This window comes from Corallococcus terminator, from assembly GCF_049194865.1.
Classification (GTDB): domain Bacteria; phylum Myxococcota; class Myxococcia; order Myxococcales; family Myxococcaceae; genus Myxococcus; species Myxococcus terminator_A.
The window spans coordinates 38350-55275 of sequence record NZ_JBLZWL010000030.1; the positions used below are offsets into that span (position 1 = coordinate 38350).

The 16926-nt window shown below is 68.3% G+C and carries 12 protein-coding genes; 8 read left to right on the top strand and 4 right to left on the bottom strand.

The genetic code is table 11. From position 1 onward, the window contains the following. Positions 1-11 precede the first annotated feature (11 nt). Both tnpC and ACN469_RS12265 read left to right on the top strand, forming a co-directional pair. Positions 12-1571 (top strand): IS66 family transposase, encoded by a 1560-nt coding sequence (gene tnpC, locus ACN469_RS12260; protein ID WP_498767367.1) that lies wholly within the window; start codon positions 12-14, stop codon positions 1569-1571. Positions 1572-1632: 61 nt separating this feature from the next. Next, positions 1633-2094 (top strand): hypothetical protein, encoded by a 462-nt coding sequence (locus ACN469_RS12265; RefSeq protein ID WP_498767369.1) that lies wholly within the window; start codon positions 1633-1635, stop codon positions 2092-2094. A 558-nt stretch (positions 2095-2652) separates the two neighbouring features. Here the strand turns inward: ACN469_RS12265 and ACN469_RS12270 are convergent. The 4 genes from ACN469_RS12270 to ACN469_RS12285 form a co-directional block, all read right to left on the bottom strand. Then, positions 2653-3408, bottom strand: coding sequence for a DUF5953 family protein (locus ACN469_RS12270; protein WP_498767371.1), 756 nt, complete (start codon positions 3406-3408; stop codon positions 2653-2655). Then, positions 3405-4310: a DUF6310 domain-containing protein gene (locus ACN469_RS12275; protein WP_498767373.1), complete on the bottom strand. Its 906-nt coding sequence runs from the start codon at positions 4308-4310 to the stop codon at positions 3405-3407. The genes ACN469_RS12270 and ACN469_RS12275 overlap by 4 nt, the downstream gene beginning before the upstream one ends. Positions 4311-4585: 275 nt before the next feature. Beyond that, positions 4586-5983: a DUF1552 domain-containing protein gene (locus tag ACN469_RS12280; RefSeq protein WP_498767375.1), complete on the bottom strand. Its 1398-nt coding sequence runs from the start codon at positions 5981-5983 to the stop codon at positions 4586-4588. 5 nt (positions 5984-5988) lie between these two features. Further along, positions 5989-8328: a DUF1588 domain-containing protein gene (locus tag ACN469_RS12285; RefSeq protein ID WP_498767377.1), complete on the bottom strand. Its 2340-nt coding sequence runs from the start codon at positions 8326-8328 to the stop codon at positions 5989-5991. Positions 8329-8489: 161 nt separating this feature from the next. Here ACN469_RS12285 and hrpA point away from each other — a divergent pair, with 161 nt between their 5' ends. From hrpA to ACN469_RS12315, 6 genes are all read left to right on the top strand, one after another. Next, complete coding sequence (gene hrpA / locus ACN469_RS12290) at positions 8490-12200, top strand: ATP-dependent RNA helicase HrpA (RefSeq protein WP_498767378.1); 3711 nt, start codon at positions 8490-8492, stop codon at positions 12198-12200. 332 nt (positions 12201-12532) lie between these two features. Then, positions 12533-12892, top strand: coding sequence for a DUF1428 domain-containing protein (locus ACN469_RS12295; RefSeq protein ID WP_498767380.1), 360 nt, complete (start codon positions 12533-12535; stop codon positions 12890-12892). Positions 12893-13047: 155 nt separating this feature from the next. Further along, complete coding sequence (locus tag ACN469_RS12300; protein WP_498767382.1) at positions 13048-13938, top strand: class I SAM-dependent methyltransferase; 891 nt, start codon at positions 13048-13050, stop codon at positions 13936-13938. Between the two features lie 114 nt (positions 13939-14052). Continuing rightward, a complete protein-coding gene (gene nrfH / locus ACN469_RS12305; RefSeq protein WP_498767384.1) occupies positions 14053-14580 on the top strand; it encodes a cytochrome c nitrite reductase small subunit in 528 nt (175 codons plus the stop codon). Next, positions 14577-16043, top strand: coding sequence for an ammonia-forming cytochrome c nitrite reductase subunit c552 (locus ACN469_RS12310; protein ID WP_498767386.1), 1467 nt, complete (start codon positions 14577-14579; stop codon positions 16041-16043). The genes nrfH and ACN469_RS12310 overlap by 4 nt, the downstream gene beginning before the upstream one ends. 77 nt (positions 16044-16120) lie before the next feature. After that, on the top strand, positions 16121-16915 hold the full coding sequence (locus ACN469_RS12315) for a tetratricopeptide repeat protein (protein ID WP_498767451.1): 795 nt from the start codon (positions 16121-16123) through the stop codon (positions 16913-16915). Positions 16916-16926: the final 11 nt, after the last annotated feature.

The following is a 16926-nucleotide window of genomic DNA, read 5'->3' on the forward strand; positions in this document are numbered from 1 at the left end:
TCACGAGGGCAATGGTCCACCCGGCGGGTTGTTGCTCGCGGGTGCCCCGTCAGTTGCCACTCGACCACCATTGCCCTTGGCGCGAGGAAGCCGAGGAGCTCAAAGCGGAGGTGGGCCGTATCGGCGGGGAGCTGGATGTCCTCAAGGGGCAGATGGCGGCCCTCCAGCGCCATGTCTTCGGCAAGAAGGCGGAGAAGCTGCCGACGGTGGCAGCCGAGCTGCGCGAGGAAGAGACGGGCGCGGAGGCAAAGGCCGCGCGGGACGAGGCGGCGATGAAGAGGCGACGGGAGCGCGCGGCCCGCAGGGCCCAGGAGGCGCCCACGCGCGAGATTCGCCACGCCGTCCCAGCCCAGGAGCGCCACTGCCCTGCTTGCGGCAGTGAGGACTTGAAGCCGCTGGGCAAGGGCCGCACCACCGAGATGTACGAGTACCTGCCGGCCCGCTTCGAGCGACAGGTGCACGTGCAGGAAGTCCTCGCGTGCCAGTGCGGTGCGGGCGTGGTGACGGCACCCGCGCCCGCCAGGGTGGTAGACAGGGGCGAGTATGGCCCGGGCCTGCTGGCGCACGTGGTGGTCTCCAAGTGTGCCGACGCCATGCCGCTTCACCGACTGGCGCAGCGGATGGAGCGGGGAGGACTCCCCATGAGCCGCAGCACGCTGACGGACCTCTTCCACCAGTCCGCCTCGGTACTGCTGCCGCTGTCCGAGCATCTGCTGCAGTGCATCGCCTCGGCCGAGGTGGTGTGGGCGGACGAGACGCCGCTGCACGTGCTGGACGTGAAGAAGACGAAGCGCGGCTATCTTTGGACATTCCTGACGCGCAACGAGCGAGGCGAGTGGCTCATCGGCTACCGCTTCAGCATGGGCCGCGCGGGCAAGACGCCCAAGCAGGTGCTGGGTGGCACCACGGGCGCGCTCGTGGTGGACGGGTACACCGGGTACAACGCGGTGACGCTGCCAGCAGGGCGCATCCGCGTTGGATGCTGGGCGCATGTCCGCCGCCGCTTCTTCGACGCGCTCGCCACCGCCCCCGAGGCCCGCGAAGTCCTGGACCTCATCCTCGCGCTCTACCGGGTGGAGGCCCAGGCGCATGACGCGGGCGTGGTACGCACCGCTGCGCACCGCGAGCTGCGCCAGTCCCATAGCGTACCCATCCTCGTGCAACTGCGCGCCTGGCTCGAGGAAGAGGCCCCACGCCACCTGCCGAAGGGCCCCCTGGGGCTGGCCATCTCCTACGCCATGAAGCAGTGGGACGCGCTGAGCCGCTTCGTCGAGGATGAGCGGTTGCCCCTCGACAACAATCGCTCGGAGGCGGCGCTCAGGAAGGCAGCCCTCGGACGTAAGAATTTTCTCTTCGTCGGGCACGAGGCCGCGGGAGAGAACCTCGCGGGCCTCTACGCGCTGGTGGCCACCTGCGAGGCCAACGGCGTCAATCCCGAGGGGTACCTCGCCGACGTCCTGCTGCGCGTGCAGGCGCATCCCAACTCGCGCATCGGTGAGTTGCTTTCTCACGAGTGGAAGCATCGACACACCACCGACCCGCCCGAGTCACACCTCCACCCCAGCCTCTGAGCTCATCGCGGCGCGCGCCGAACACAGCCCTCGTCCGTCATCAACCTCTCACGCCACGTCGTTGGCCGGACGGTTACCGACGGGGAAGAACCTCCTGGATGCCTCGGACTCCCTGACCGAAGAGGTGAAGGGCTCGCTGTCGGTCAGGCAGCGCAGGCGTGTCCGGCATGCCATCAAGCGCGCCCAGCTCGCGGGCAGCGAGCCCCTGGTGGCGGACGCCATCTGGCGCGCGGCGACCTACACGCAGGCGGACTTGGAGGTGTTGACGGCACAGCTTCCGCAGGGGCTGGGCCTGGTGCTCCGCAAGCTCCTCCAGCCCCGTCCGGATGACCGCTATCAATCGGCGCGTGAACTGGCGGCGGACCTGCGTCGCTGGCTCGGAGAGGGAGATGCCTACGGCCGGGAGGACGCATCAGCCGAGCTGCACGAGATGGCCAGGAGAGCCCGCGAGGTGATGGTCGAGCTGGGCATCCGGCGCCCCCGTGGCCTCCAGTCTTCCCAGGACCGAATCAGCACGAACTGACGCCGTGCTTCCATGTGCCCCCAGTGTGCCCCTCCAGCGTGGATTGAGGGAGCACACCAGGGAACAGCATGGGACGGGGCGGGATGACGAACCCGAGGGAAATCAAGGAGATAGGGGGTAACAGCGCGTCCTGCCTGGGTTTCCTATCGCCTTGGCCCACGGGTTCGAATCCCGTCGAGGACAATCAGGAACGCGGGGCTGGACGGTGCAAACCGTCCAGCCCCGTTCGCTTTTGACCACCCCAACATTGCCCCGATCGGACCGTTCCGCTCAGAGTATGCACCACTGCGGCATAGAGGCTGGGGAGCATCAGTCACTCAGGATCGAGACTCCAGGCACCTTCTGCCCAGCGCTTCTGTGGATGGTCACCAGAAAGCGCGTGTTCTTGGGCCAGTCGCCGGGAGTTCCGTGTCTCCAAGAGTGAGTTCTTGCGGACCGGATGGACGAAAGTGGAGATTCAGTGGTCGAGCGGATGGAGTGCCAAGCCGCGTACGCCCAGAAGACGAAAGGCCCTCTAATAGCCGCTGGAGAGCCATCCTGAGACAGCGCGCCCAGGAGTCAAAGCACGGAGCGCCCCCCGATCCCCGGGAAGCACTCATAGGCCCGCAGGAGCGCGTCCAGATGGGCGGGGTTGTCGTAGTCGAGCGGCGCATCAGTGAGCTGCACAACCCACCCTCCCGATGCCGTGCGCCGCGCCCGCGTGAGCAGTTCGGCGTCGCGAGCAGGATCCGGGAACCCGATGGCCCGCGCAGCAGAGGCAGACCAGTAGTTCAGCCATCCGAGGAAACAGGGAAGATCAGGCGCGGGCAGCTTCTCTGGAAGGTTGAGCATGGGAAGCCCACGGGGTGAACACTCCGGTCCATGAGGCGATCGGCGAAACTGCTGCGCGACCTCCGAGCCATAGCCATACGGCGACGCATGCCCCCAGTACGCGCGCGCCCCCTCCGCCACGCCTTCAAGCACAGCCGCCGCTGACGCGAGCACGGGCTCGTCCAGTGGCAGTTTCGCATGCAATTCAAACTGGGCCTGCCCCCCTGGGCTGAGCAGTCCAGGTTTTTCGCTCCCGTTAATCGTCACGGGGTAACTCTCGTCCCCGTTGCACATCAGCGGGAAGCCCCCGTCCTCAATGCTTTCTACGAGCCACGCGTCGCGCTGCGGCAATGCGATGGGGCGCCCGGCTTCGGAGAGCCGCCACTCCAGGCGCAAGCCGGGGAGCGCCTTTTCCATTCCATGGACGCTATCGAGCGTGCGGCGGTCGTTGCCCACAAGCGCAGGCGCATAGACGATGATGGTCAGGGCTTTACGCCTGGTCATCGTTTGCACCCCGTGACGACGACGTGAAGTGCGGTATCCGCTTCGAGCAGCGCGAGTTTGTGCGCTTGGGTGCTCACCCCAATGACGAAGTCATATCCACATGCCGCCGCAGCTTTTCGCTGCTTGTTCAATTGCTTCATTTCCTTCTTGATCTCCTGATCCTGGACAAAGTCAGGGTACGTATCAAATTGATGGGTCTTGATCTCCCACAGCACACGCACGCCGACTTGAAGCGCATCGAAGCTCGCGCCGCCCACGAGCACGTCCATTCCGGGGTAGCGGTTGGGCGGAAACTTGTCGGCGCACTCATTATGCGGGGCATCCTCGCCCGCGTGCGGTTCCGGAATGGGTTCGCACCAGCGGCGGTCTTGGTCCAGTGGCTCGGTCGGCGCTGGGGGAAACCAGTCCTGCCCTGTTGGCTCGGGCTTGGGCTTTCGGTGCGCCAAACGCTCCTGCTCATTGGATGGCCTCGTTTGAGTCTCAGGCTTCGCACGCTCACGGGATGCCCTTCGATATGCATCCAACTCGTCTTTGATGGCGACTGCCACCACGACTGCGCCAGCTATAATCACGGCTCCAACGACGATCTCGGGTGCTATCAGAATGCAGACTCCGAACCCTAAGGTCGCAGCACCGGCAGAGGCGACAGTGCATCTTCCCGTGACATCGCGAAACTCGATCCGGTCATGATCGAGCGCGTGATAGCACCGCTCCACAAGCACTGCCCATTCGTTGGATGCCTCCCGCACCACGCATCGCCCGCCATCTGCCCACGGCAGCGTCGCCGCTCTCTGGAGGTTGGCGCCCCTTGAGTTCCGGGCTGCGGACTCTTTCGGGCCCGGCGCCGACGTAGCGCAAGCTGAGAGAAAGAGAAGCAGTGCGGCGCAGGCGCGTAATCGCATGGTCACATCCTTTCAATCAGGCCAGGGGGTACCCCAGCCTCTGATGAGGCTATCCGCGAGCCCCAGAGCCCCGGCCAACTGGCCGACGCTCCGGGCCCGCTCTCGCATCAGTCGCACCGTCTCCGCCTTGAATTCTGGCAGCGGGTTCCGGCGCTCTTGCATCTTCTTCTCGCTCGACATTGGACACCCTTTCTACGCGCTTCTGACTGAGCACAGGTGTCCACCGAATCGTCAGGCACAGGAGGCGTCACGGCCGCCCAGCACGCTCTCACGGCTCAGCCATACAGCTCGCTCAGCGGTCCCGGCGCGATGCGCGTGCTGCCCTCCTGCCCGAAGGTGTTGAAGTCCGCGTCTCCGAACGCGTGGCCGAGCGTGTTGAAGAGGTTGGAGACCTGCCGGTTCCGGGCCGCGTCGTACTTCGGGTACACCACTGTGCGCCCGTCGCTCTTCAGGCCCAGCGCGTTGCCGCCCACCACGAGCTTCGGCCACTCACGCGACGTCGAGTGGTGCTGCTCGCCGTTGTCGGACATGAAGACGATCGCGGTGTGATCCAGCATCGAGCCGCTCGCGCCGACCTCGGGCGTGGCGGCCAGCGTCCTCGCCAGGTTCGCCACCAGCTGCACGTGGCGGCGGGTGACCTCGGCCACGCGATCCCAGTTCTGCCCCGCATCCAGGCCGTGCTGCAGGCTGTGTCGCGCGATGTCGGCCACGTCCGGGCCGTAGGCCACATCGAAGCCCGAGGTGCCTGTCGCCAGCACCACCGTGTTCGTCAGCCCGCCCAGGAGGGACGCCGTGGCGATCTGGAACTGCGCCTCGAACCACTTCAGCGAGTCGGGCGGTGAGCCCGCGCCGGTGATGAGAGGGTTGTCCTTCGGCGCCAGCGGCAGGTAGGGCCGCACGCGGTCCGCCATGCCCGCGAGCTGATCCTCCCGCGTGCGCAGCGACTCGAGCGAGGAGAGGTAGCGCTCCAGCTTCAGCCGCTCGTTGGAGTTGCCGCTGAACTCCGCCAGCGCCTTCCTCGAGTCGGCCAGCGCGAAGTCGAAGAGCATCTTGCGATCGCGCCCATTCGTCGAGCCGCCGAGCAGCGAGCCGAAGGTGCTGTCGAACGCGAGCGACGGGTTGACGATGATTCCCGCAGGCTTGCGCGGTCCGAGCGCGCAGGTCTCATACACGATCGACACGCGCGCGGAGCTGGTGCCCAGGCGCAGCACATCGAACGGTGCACCCCGGCGCAGGCGAGGAGCAATCACCGCGTCGAAGGTCGCGCCCGCGCCGTTCACCGCGCAGCTCAGCCCGCCCGTCCCGCTGGAGTGCCCGCCGCCCGCGATGAGGCTTGAGAGCCCCAGCAGCACGGCGGAGCGCTTCACCAGGTCGATGTTGCCGGAAGACGCCGCCAGCGGCCCGAGGCTGATCGCGCTGGCGAGATTGTCGTCCTCACGCACCAGCGGCGCGTCCTTGTACGAGTCCCAGAAGAGACGGTCGGTGGTGGTGGCGCGTCCACCCAGCGCCGCGCGGGTGCCCGTGCTCAGGAGCGCGCGGGGGTAGACGCCATTGCACTCGAGGACCAGCACCAAGCGCGCCGGCAACGCCGACGACTGGGCGTAGACGTCGCGGAAGTAGGGCGCGAAGAGGCCGGCGGCCATGCCCTTCAGGACAGTTCGTCGCGAGAACATGGCAGTCACTCTCCAGCCTGCGGCACTCGCCGCGTCTTCCAGGTGTCGCTGGTCATCAGCGTGGTCAGCATCTTGGAGAACGAGCCGTTGTTCTCATCATAGGACTGCTCCATCCGCGTCAGCGTGCAGGCATCGCTCTGGTTCTCCGGACGGCCCATGAAGTAGCGGAAGGCCTGTCGCACGAAGCAGCGCTTCACGTGCGGCGAGGTCGCCAGGCGCTCGCTCAGCTCCACCGCGTCACGCACCGCGCCGTTCAACGCGGGGTCCGGCATCGACGTGAGCGTCGAGCTTCCGTCCGGCGTGGTCCAGCCTCCGCTGGTCGAGTGGTCCCGCGCGCGCAGGAAGCCCGCGTGGTTGTAGATCTCGAAGGGCAAGCCAAGCGGCTCCATCAGACGGTGACAGCCCTGACACTGCGAGCCGGCGGTCGCCTCCTGCAGGCGGCGGCGCGCGTTCTTGTCGGCCGCATGAGCGCCGACCTGCGCTGCCACCTGCACGCTGCTGAGCGGCGGGACGAAGCCGCACAGGAGGTTCTCGCGCACCCACTTGCCGCGGTGGACGATGGACGGATCATCCTCGAAGTTGCCGCCGTGCGCGGCCAGCCACACCGGGTGGGTCAGCACGCCCGCGCGCTCGGTGGCAGGCAGCTTCTTCCAGCGGCCCGCGACGGTCGCCGGGAGAATCTCGCTGACGTTGTAGGGGTGCGAGAGGCCCTTGTGCGAGTCGTACGCCGCGTTCTGCATGGAGGGCACGTAGAAGGTGCGCGTGGTGAGCAGGTTCGCCAGCACGTCCTGATCCTCGACCACCACCCGCGCGATCAGATCGTCGAACTGCTGGATGAAGGTCGGCTCCAGCGGATGGAAGTTGGTGAGCAGGTTGTCGTACGAGACCGCGCTGATGTAGCCGAGCCCCTCGATCTCGAAGCGCGAGGTCGCCGCCGGGGACTCCTTGAACACCGCGGACACGTGCTCGTAGCCAAGCCACTCGCGGAAGAAGCCCGCGACTCCGTCACCCAGCCAGTACTGCCCACGCTTGGAGCGCTGCTCTTCGTTGTAGTCCTGCACCAGATCGAAGCGCGGCGTCCCGTTCAGGTTGGCGTCGACGCCGCCCAGGTGCTTCGCGATCAGGGCAGTGGCCGTCGCATCCCGCGCGAGCGAGCCGTCCTTCGCGGCGGTGGCCACATCCGCCAGATGCCCCTCGAGGGGCGCGGAGTAGTGGGGCCACACGAAGCTCGGCGTGGCCGAGGGCGCGCGCCCCGACAGCGCGTAGGCCATCTGCGAGCCCAGCTCGAGGCTGGTCAGCTCCACGCGACCGTCGGCCGGCGCGCCGCCCATCTCGCGGCGGAACATGGCGCCGGTCATCATCCACGCGGCGTTGGAGATCCGCGTGATGGAGGCCGCGCGGTTCTGCGGGGAGTTGCTCGGCTCCTGCGCGATGACCGCGGTCGCGAAGGCGGTGAGGCGGGTGAGCTCATCCTCGGTGGGCGGGCGGAAGAAGACGCCGAACTCGAGCATCTGGCCAAGGTGAAAGCGCTTGCAGGTGTCGCTCGGGTTCGCGTCGCCGAACATGCAGCTGAAGCGGTTGTTGGTGTAGACACGCTCCATCCGGTTGCCTTCCGGGTAGTTCATCGTCCACGGCGAGGCGGCCGCGCCGACCACCGGCAGGAAGAGCTCCACCGTGGCCTCGTCCAGCGTCTCGTCCGTGGCCCAGGAGCTGTACTGCTCGATGGCGCTGGGATCGAGCGGGTTGTCGTAGAAGCTGAACCCGGTCCAGCTGCGCTCCACCGAGCCACCGACGTTGCGAGTGAACTCGCGCCGGTTCATGCGGCGGATGCGCGTCGGAGCATCCGAGCGCACGCCCTCGGTGCAGCTGAAGAGCGCGGACTGATCGAGCAGGTTGGGCTCGGACACCACCGTCGCGGGCGGGCCGCCCGTGCCAGCGCAGAGGGGCATCCCCTCCCCCATCCAGGTCTCGAGCGCGGCGAGCTCGGTTGCGCTCGCGCGCGCATGCGGGGCCGGCGGCATCGGAGACGCGTCGTCGCGCATGCGGATGAGCGCTCGCTGGGCGTTGCTGAGCCTCCCATCCATCGCCGAGCTCACCCGCATGTCGTGCAGGGTGCGCAGCGGCATCGTCGCCCCCTGGGTCGGCAGCGCGCCGTGACAGCTGGCGCAGCGATCGGAGAGCACCGACTGCACCACGCACGCGGCGCTCGCGCTCCCCCCAGGGCCGCCGGGCCCACCGGGCCCCCCTGGGTTGTTGGGGTCGTCGGGGGTGGTGCCTGGCGTGGTGGAGGAGCCCGTGCACGCAACGAGGCTCAGCAATCCGGCCAGCAAGAGGACGCGGTTCATCCGGCCAGACTGGCACGGACGGCCGGTAGGATGGCAAGCAGGCTGTATCAAATGGGTTCAGACCTCCCTGGGCGACCTGTGGTGCCGCCGGTGGGGGCGCGCGGGTGCCCACACGATTCGGCAGGGGCGGAGCCCGCGCTTCAGTGCTAGGCCATGCCGCCATGTCCGGCGACTCACCCGTCCCCGCCCCCGGCGGCTTGCCCACCCTTCACTTCCCCCCTGAGCTCCCCATCTCGAGCCGGGTGGAGGACATCACCGCGGCCATCTCCGCCCATCAGGTGGTCATCGTCGCGGGGGCCACCGGCTCGGGGAAGACGACGCAGCTGCCGAAAGTCCTGCTCGCCATGGGGCGCGGCCGCCCGCGCCAGATTGCCGTCACCCAGCCCCGGCGTATCGCCGCGACGAGCGTGGCGGCGCGCGTGGCACGCGAGCTCGGCACGGAGCTGGGTACGGACGTCGGCTACCAGATTCGCTTCGAGGACCGCTCGTCCCGGCAGACAGCCGTGAAGTTCATGACCGACGGAGTCCTGCTCGCGCAGATTCACAGCGACCCGCTCCTGCGCCGCTACGACACCATCGTGCTCGACGAGGCCCACGAGCGCAGCCTCACCATCGACTTCCTGCTGGGGTGGCTCAAGCGCCTCCTCCCCAAGCGCCCCGACCTCAAGGTGGTGGTGAGCTCGGCCACCATCGAGACCGAGCGCTTCTCGCAGTTCTTCGGGGGCGCTCCGGTCATCCAGGTGGAGGGCCGTACCTTTCCCGTGGACGTGCTCTATGAGCCGCCCCCCGAGGACGACGAGCTCGCCGACTCCGTCGCCGATTCGGTGGCGAACGTGCTCTCGCTCGACCCGGATGGCGACGTCCTCGTGTTCCTCCCAGGGGAGCGGGAGATCCGCGAGACAGAGAATGCCCTGAACGCGCGGGCGCTCCGCGGCACGGTGGTGCAGCCGCTGTATTCGCGCCTGTCGGCCGCCGAGCAGTCGCGCGTCTTCTCCACCATCCCCGAGCGCCGGGTCATCCTCGCCACCAACGTCGCGGAGACGTCCGTCACCATCCCGGGCATCGTGTACGTCGTGGACACGGGGGTGGCGCGCCTGTCGCGCTACGACCCACGCTCGGGCACCACGCGCCTGCACATCGAGCCGGTCTCCCAGGCCAGCGCCGACCAGCGCAAAGGGCGCTGCGGACGCGTGCGCGAGGGCATCTGCGTGCGCCTCTACGACGAGGCAAGCTTCACCACGCGGCCCGCCTTCACCGACCCGGAGATCAAGCGCACCGGGCTCGCGGGGGTCATCCTGCGGATGAAGTCCCTCGGCCTCGGTGACGTCGAGGACTTCCCCTTCCTCGACCCGCCCCAGCCGAGGGCCATCGCCGAGGGCTGGCGGGTGCTCGAGGAGCTCGGGGCCATCGAGGGCAAGGAGCGCACCTTGACGCCGCTCGGACACCAGCTCGCGCGCTTCCCGGTGGACCCGCGCATCGCGCGGATGATTCTCGCCGGCGCCGAGTACGGGTGCCTGGAAGACGTGCTCATCGTCGCCGCGGCGCTCAACCTGCAGGACCCGCGCGAGCGGCCACGGGAGCTCGCGCAGAAGGCGGACGAGCTGCACCGGCGCTTCCGTGACGAGCACTCGGACTTCACGGGGCTCCTCAAGCTGTGGGCGTTCGTGCGCGAGGCCGAAGGCCGGGGGACGTCCCATCTGCGGCGCGTGTGCCGGGACAACTTCCTGTCCTTCCTCCGGGTGCGCGAGTGGCGGGACGTCCAGCGCCAGCTCGAGGAGACCGTCCGCGAGCTGCGCCTGCCGCGCAAGGGCCGGGGCACCCCAGCGCGCGGGGACGTCCTGCACCAGGCGCTCCTCACCGGGCTCCTGTCCCGCATCGGCCAGTGGAACCCGGAGCAGCGCCAATATACGGGTTCGAAGCAGACGCGCTTCATGGTCCACCCCTCGTCGGCGCTCGCGAAGAAGCCCCCTGCCTGGGTGATGGCGTTCGAACTCGTGGAGACGTCCCAGCTGTTCGCGCGCACCGTGGCGAAGCTCGACCCGGAGTGGCTCGCGGCGGCGGCCCCCCACCTGCTCAAGCGCAGCTACTCCGAGCCACACTGGTCGGAGAAGTCCGCGCGCGCCGTGGTGAAGGAGAACGCGACCCTCTTCGGGCTCCAAGTCTTCAAGGAGCGCCCCGTGTCCCTGGCCAGCATGGACCCCGCCCGGGCACGGCTGATGTTCCTGGAGCATGCCCTGGTGCGCGGCGAGTACCGCACCCGGGGGGCATTCCAGGAGAAGAACCTCCAGGTGTTCGAGCGCGTGGCGCGCCTGCGGGACAAGGCCCGGCGCAGCGAGCTGCTCGACAGCGAGGCGCTGCTGACGTTCTTCGACCAGCGAGTCCCGGCGGACGTGACGGACGGAGCGAGCTTCGAGGCCTGGCGCCGCAAGGCCGAGGCGGCCGACCCCGACGTGCTCGTCCTCTCGATGGAGGATGCCCTCTCGCACGACCCGGGCCTGTCCCAGGCGCACTACCCGGACGCCATCACCCTGAGCGGCGCGTCCGTACCGGTGACGTACACCTTCGACCCCTCGGCCGAGGACGACGGCATCACCCTGAGCGTGCCGCTGCTGCTGCTCGCCCAATTGGTCCCAGGTGAGCTCGACTGGACCATCCCCGGGTGGCAGCGGGAGAAGCTCACCGCCCTGCTCGAGCAGGTCCCCCGCGCCCAGCGCAAGCAGCTCGGGCCAGTGCCGGCCCTGGTCGACCGCCTCGAGAAGGAACTCGTGCCCTTTCGTGGGCCGATGAGTCCAGCGCTCGCGCGTGCGGTGTCCCGGCTGAGCGGCATGGACGTGCCCGAGGAGTCCTTCCGAGCGGATGCCGTGGCGCCGTATCTGCGCATCACGCTCCGGGTGCTCGACGAGCGGGGAAAGGAGCTCGCGCGGAGCCGCGACGCCGACGCGCTGCTCGAGCAGCACGGGGGACGTGCACGGGCGGCGCTGCGCAGCGCGGCACCGACTTCGGACTGGGAGCGCAAGGGGCTGACGGCGTGGACCTTCGGCGAGCTGCCCCCCGTGGTCACCCGGCGGGTCGGCGGGCTCGAGGTCCGCAGCTACCCCGCGCTCGTCGACCGGGGCGCCGCCGTGGACCTGGTGCTGCTCGAGACCTCCGCCGCCGCCGACGCGGCCACGCGCACGGGTGTCCGCCGGCTCCTGATGCTCGCCGCGCGCGGACACGTGGCTGTCAGCGCCTCGCGGATGCCGCTGCCCTTCCCGTCCCTGGACGGCGCGCCGCCCGCGCGGGGCCAGGCCGACGCCTTCCGGGCGCTCGTCCTCGCACGCAGCGTCGACGACGCGTTCAAGCTCGCACCGGGTGCGCCGCTGCCCCGCGCCAAGGCTGCCTTCGAGGCGCTCATCCATGAGGGCTCACCGCGCATCGAGCCCGCGGCCCGGGACTGGACGAACGCCGTCGTTGTCACCTCCTCGGAGCTCGCCGCGACGCTCGCCGCACTCAAGACAGCATCAAAGGGCCCGAGCGGCTCGGCGGCCGTGCGGGACATCCGCTCGCAGCTCGGGCACCTGTTTCCCGCGAACCTCATCGAGTGGATTCCCTTCGTGCGACTGATGCACTACCCGCGCTACCTCCGCGCGGCCCAGGCACGGCTGTCGCGTGCGGTAGCGAACCCCGGCAAGGACGCAGGGAAGGCCGAGCCCTTCACTCCCCTGTGGGAGACCTTCCTCGCAAGGTCCGCCACCATCCGCGACCAGACGGCGGCGCAGGAGCTGCGGTGGGCCTTCGAGGAGCTCCGCGTGGCCATCTTCGCTCCGGAGGTGACGACGCCCGTGTCGGTGACGGTGGCGAAGGTCGGCGCGGCCCTCGCGGCGCTGCGCTAGAAACGAGTGGCTGTGCGTCCGCGACGCGCCCCCTTCGGGGGACGCCGGACTGAACAGGAAGCCTCAAGGCCCGCGTCCAGGGGGAGCCGTCGCGACGAGTGCCCCCAGCCCCAGGTGTCCGGTACGTCACCTGGATGGGAAATCGCCGGTTCGGCCGGCCGTGGGCCCCCCAGGCAGGGCTCCGCCATCTGTCCCCGGCATGGCGCGCGGAGGCGTCGTCGTCGCCAGATTCACGAGTCAGCGGAGCGCTTCGTGTCGATCCCCGCGCCGCCCAATCGTCGCGCTCTTGAAGGCGCCCTGCCGGCGTCCTCTCATTCCCAGAGGAGCATCCCATGTCCTACATCGATGGTTTCGTCATCGCCGTGCCGACCGCGAACAAGGAGAAGTTCATCGCACATGCCCGCAAGGGCGACCCCGTCTTCATCGAGTGCGGTGCCCTCCGCGTGCTGGAGTGCTGGGGAGACGACGTGCCGAGCGGCAAGCTCACCGACTTCCGCAGGGCCGTGCAGGCCAAGGACGATGAGACGGTGGTCTTCTCGTGGATTGAATGGCCCGACAAGGCCACGCGCGACGCTGGCATGGAGAAGATGATGAAGGACCCACGCATGAGCCCCGAGCAGAACCCGATGCCCTTCGACGGCGCGCGGATGATCTTCGGCGGCTTCGCGCCGGTGGTGGTGCTGGAAAAGTAGCCCGGGCCGGCGTGCGGGGACTCAGGTCAGAATCCATCCTCGCACGCCCTCGGCGCCCACCTTGAGCAGGAGCGTGTAAAAGCCACCCCCATCCCGCGCGGGTGCTCGGCGTGATAGGGCCGGCTGCTCCAGGCTCAACCCGTTCAATCAATCCCATGACAGCCCCCAGCTTCCCGCAGCAGTCCCCCTGGTCCGAGCGCGTCGCCATCGTCCGCCGGTACCATGAAATGGAGTCCCGCCTCACCGCGCCCGTCAGTGAGCGGATGCTCGACCTGGCGTGCCTCCAACCCGGGATGCGGGTGCTCGACCTGGCTTCGGGAATGGGTGAGCCCTCCCTCCGGGCCGCGCTGCGGGTGGGCCCCACCGGCTTCGTGCTGGGCACGGACCTGGTCGACGGCATGCTGGAGGCCGCGCGGGAGCAGGCGCGAGCCCAAGGCCTCTCGAACATCGAGTTTCGAGCCGTGGACGCGGAGGCGCTCGACCTGCCAGAGCAGTCCTTCGATGCGGCGACCGTGCGCTGGGGGCTGATGTACATGGCCCGGCCCGAGCAAACGCTCGCGCGGGTATGGCAGGCGCTGCGTCCCTCCGGACGTCTGGTGTGCGCCTGTTGGGCGGGCCTCGAGCAGGTGGAGTACGTGTCCCTGCCACGCAAGAGCATTGAGCCCTTCCACCAGCCTCCCCTCATCGATACGGCGGCCCCTGGCGTGTTCCGCTTCTCCGACCCCGAGCGCTTGCGCACGGTGCTGGCGCACAGCGGGTTCACGTTGGAGCACGTCGAGGCGATGCATATCCCCGTGATGGAGGCCGCGGATGGAGCGGAGGTCGCGCGCTGGATTCGAGACTTCGGAGGGCCCGTCGCGAAGCTCGTGGCGGAGCTGCCGCCCGAAGCGCAGCGCGCCTGGGAAGCGGGCGTGGTCCGCGAATGCGAGCACCATCGACGGGACGGGAAGGTCCAGCTCGGTGGAGTGACCTGGCTCGCCGTCGCGCGGAGGACAGCGGCCAATCCTGGCCCAGACCAGACGCGCGGCGCGCAAAAACTGCGCTGACCGATAGACCCACGCAAACCTTGCGCCCATTCGCAGACATCGCGAACCCGGCCCCCATCTCCGTCCATGCTTCGATGAAACAATCCCCTTCCCCGTAGCACGAGCGTTGCTAGGTTGCCCCGCGTGCCCTCCGCCTCCCGCACGCTCCTGGCCGTGGTCCTCGGGATTGCCATCGGTGTAGCGGTCGGCCTCGGCGGCTTCACCTTCGTCTACGCGAAGGGCTCGTCCTACCTCCAAGACGACCCGGCCGCCTGCGCCAACTGTCACATCATGAACGAGCAGTACGAAGGCTGGCGCAAGAGCAGCCACCACGCAGTGGCCACCTGCAACGACTGCCATACGCCCTCGGGCTTCCTGCCCAAGTACTACACGAAGGCCCGCAACGGCTTCTGGCACTCCTACTACTTCACCACCGGCACCTTCCCGGACCCCATCCGACTGCGTCCTGGCAATCGCGTGGTGACGGAGAACGCCTGCCGCAAGTGCCACGCCTCCATCGTGGAGGCCATCGAGACGCCCCCCACGGGCCACGAGCAGGTGGCACCCGGCGAGCAACTGCAATGCCTCACCTGCCACAACTCCGTGGGCCATCCCGAAGGTTCGGGCAACCCCGAGCTCATCCGTAAGGAGACTGCACGATGACCGAGCCCGAGAAGGCTCCGGAGAAGCGCCGGCGGTTCAGCGGCACCAGACTCGTGGTCGCTGTCGCCGTGGCGGCGGCGATGGCCTCGGCGGGCGTCACCGCCCTCCTGGTCAACATCATGGAGCGCAAGCAGGAGGCGCGGAACCCCTTCTATCGGGTGGTGGAGCTCGACGACACCATCACCGACCCCGCGGTGTGGGGGAAGAACTTCCCGCTGCAGTACGACGGCTACAAGCGCACCGTGGACCAGCAGCGCACCCGCTACGGCGGCAGCGAGGCGGTGGCGCGCACGCCCACCCAGGCGGACCCGCGCTCGGTGGTGGCGCAGAGCCGGCTCGAGGAGGACCCGCGCCTGGTCACCATGTGGAGTGGCTACGCCTTCGCCACCGACTTTCGCGAGGAGCGCGGCCACGCGCACATGCTCGATGACCAGGTCTTCACCGAGCGTCAGCACGTGACGCAGCAGCCGGGCACCTGCATCCACTGCCACGGCAGCGTGTACGTGCCCTACAAGAAGCTGGGCGACGGGGACCTCATCAAGGGCTTCGAGAAGATGAACCAGATGCCCTTCGCCGAGGCGCGCAAGCTCGTGGAGCACCCGGTGTCCTGCATCGACTGCCACGACCCCACCACGATGCAGCTGCGCGTCACGCGCCCCGGCTTCATCGAGGGCATCGCCGCGCTCAAGGCCAGCCAGGGCGTGCCCGACTTCCGCGTGAATGAGCACGCCACCCGCCAGGAGATGCGCACGTACGTGTGCGGGCAGTGCCACGTCGAGTACTACTTCAAGGGCAAGGAGAAGCGACTCACCTACCCCTGGGCCAAGGGCATCAACATCGACCAGATCATGGCCTACTACGACGAGGACGGGCACACCGACTGGACGCACAAGCTCACCGGCGCGAAGGTCCTCAAGGCGCAGCACCCCGAGTTCGAGCTGTACAGCCAGGGCATCCACGCGAAGAGCGGCGTGGCCTGCGCGGACTGCCACATGCCCTACCAACGCGAGGGGGCGATGAAGATCAGCGACCACCACGTGCGCAGCCCGCTGCTCAACATCAACCGCGCCTGCCAGACGTGCCACAAGTGGAGCGAGGCGGAGCTGCTCAACCGCGCGGAGACCATCCAGACCCGCACCTTCGAGACGCGCAACATCGCCATGGATGCGCTGGTGGACCTCATCCACGACCTCGAGAGCGCACAGAAGACCGGGCTGCCCGAGGACGCTCTGGCCAAGGCCCGCGACTTTCAGAAGCGCGCCCAGTTCTACCTGGACTTCGTGGAGGCGGAGAACTCCATGGGCTTCCACGCGGACCAGGAAGCAGTGCGCATCCTGAGCAACTCCATCAACTTCTCGCGCCTGGGACAGAATGCACTGCGCCCCGGTGGTGGAGCCTCCACCGCGCCGAACCAGCGGCCCCAGGGAGCACCCAGTAACGCCGAGGGCGGGGGCTCGCGGTAGCCACGGAGCCCCGTCACGGATGCACCTCCAGCGGCGATTGGGGGGACACACTGGGTGTGCTAGAAGGCGGGAGCGTGATGACTCCCTTCTCGACTTTGCCCCCTCGTGTCGTGTTGTTCCTGATGCTCTGTCTGGGAATCACGGGGCCCGTACTGGCCAAGGCCCCCGATGCCAACGCCCAGGGCTTCGCGGCGTACACCAAGGGGGACTACGCGAAAGCACATGCCCTCTTCGAGAAGGCGCTGAAGCAGGACCCCTCCAACGCCTACGCCCGTCTCAACCGGGCGCGGACGACCACACTGCTCAACCAGGGCAAGGAGGACGCGGACGACTTCAACTATTGCGCCTTCGAGAGCAACTGGATGTACCTGGCGCTGGCCGACCTGTCGGTGGCCGTGGAGAAGGATGCCCAGGCCCTCCTGCCGAAGATTGACGAGGACTCGAAGGGCTTGAAGGCACTCAAGGCGAGTGACGAGTACAAGAAATGGCGCAAGGCCATCTCCGTCTTCGTGAACGAGAAGGGCATCAAGGAGAAGGTGCTGGGCACCACGTCGGACTGGTGGTTCCTGCAACCCGGGCAGCTCCCGAAGAGCATCACCCTCGCGGCGGACAAGCGCGTCATGGAAACCCAGCAGGACATGACCGAGCACTCGACGGGCAAGTGGCGCCCTCTGGCGAATGGCGTGGAACTCACGCAGGAGAAGCAGCCCGCGCGGCCCTGGAAGTTGCTGGCGGGGAAATACTACTTCGACCAGGGCAAGCGCTTCTACTTCGAGGTCTGGCTCGAGCCAGACGGAGGAACGACTCCAGAGGAGCACGGCTGGACGACGGGCCCGCTGAGCCTCGGCCCGCTGAGCGGCGACTGCCTGTAGTGTCCGCCTTC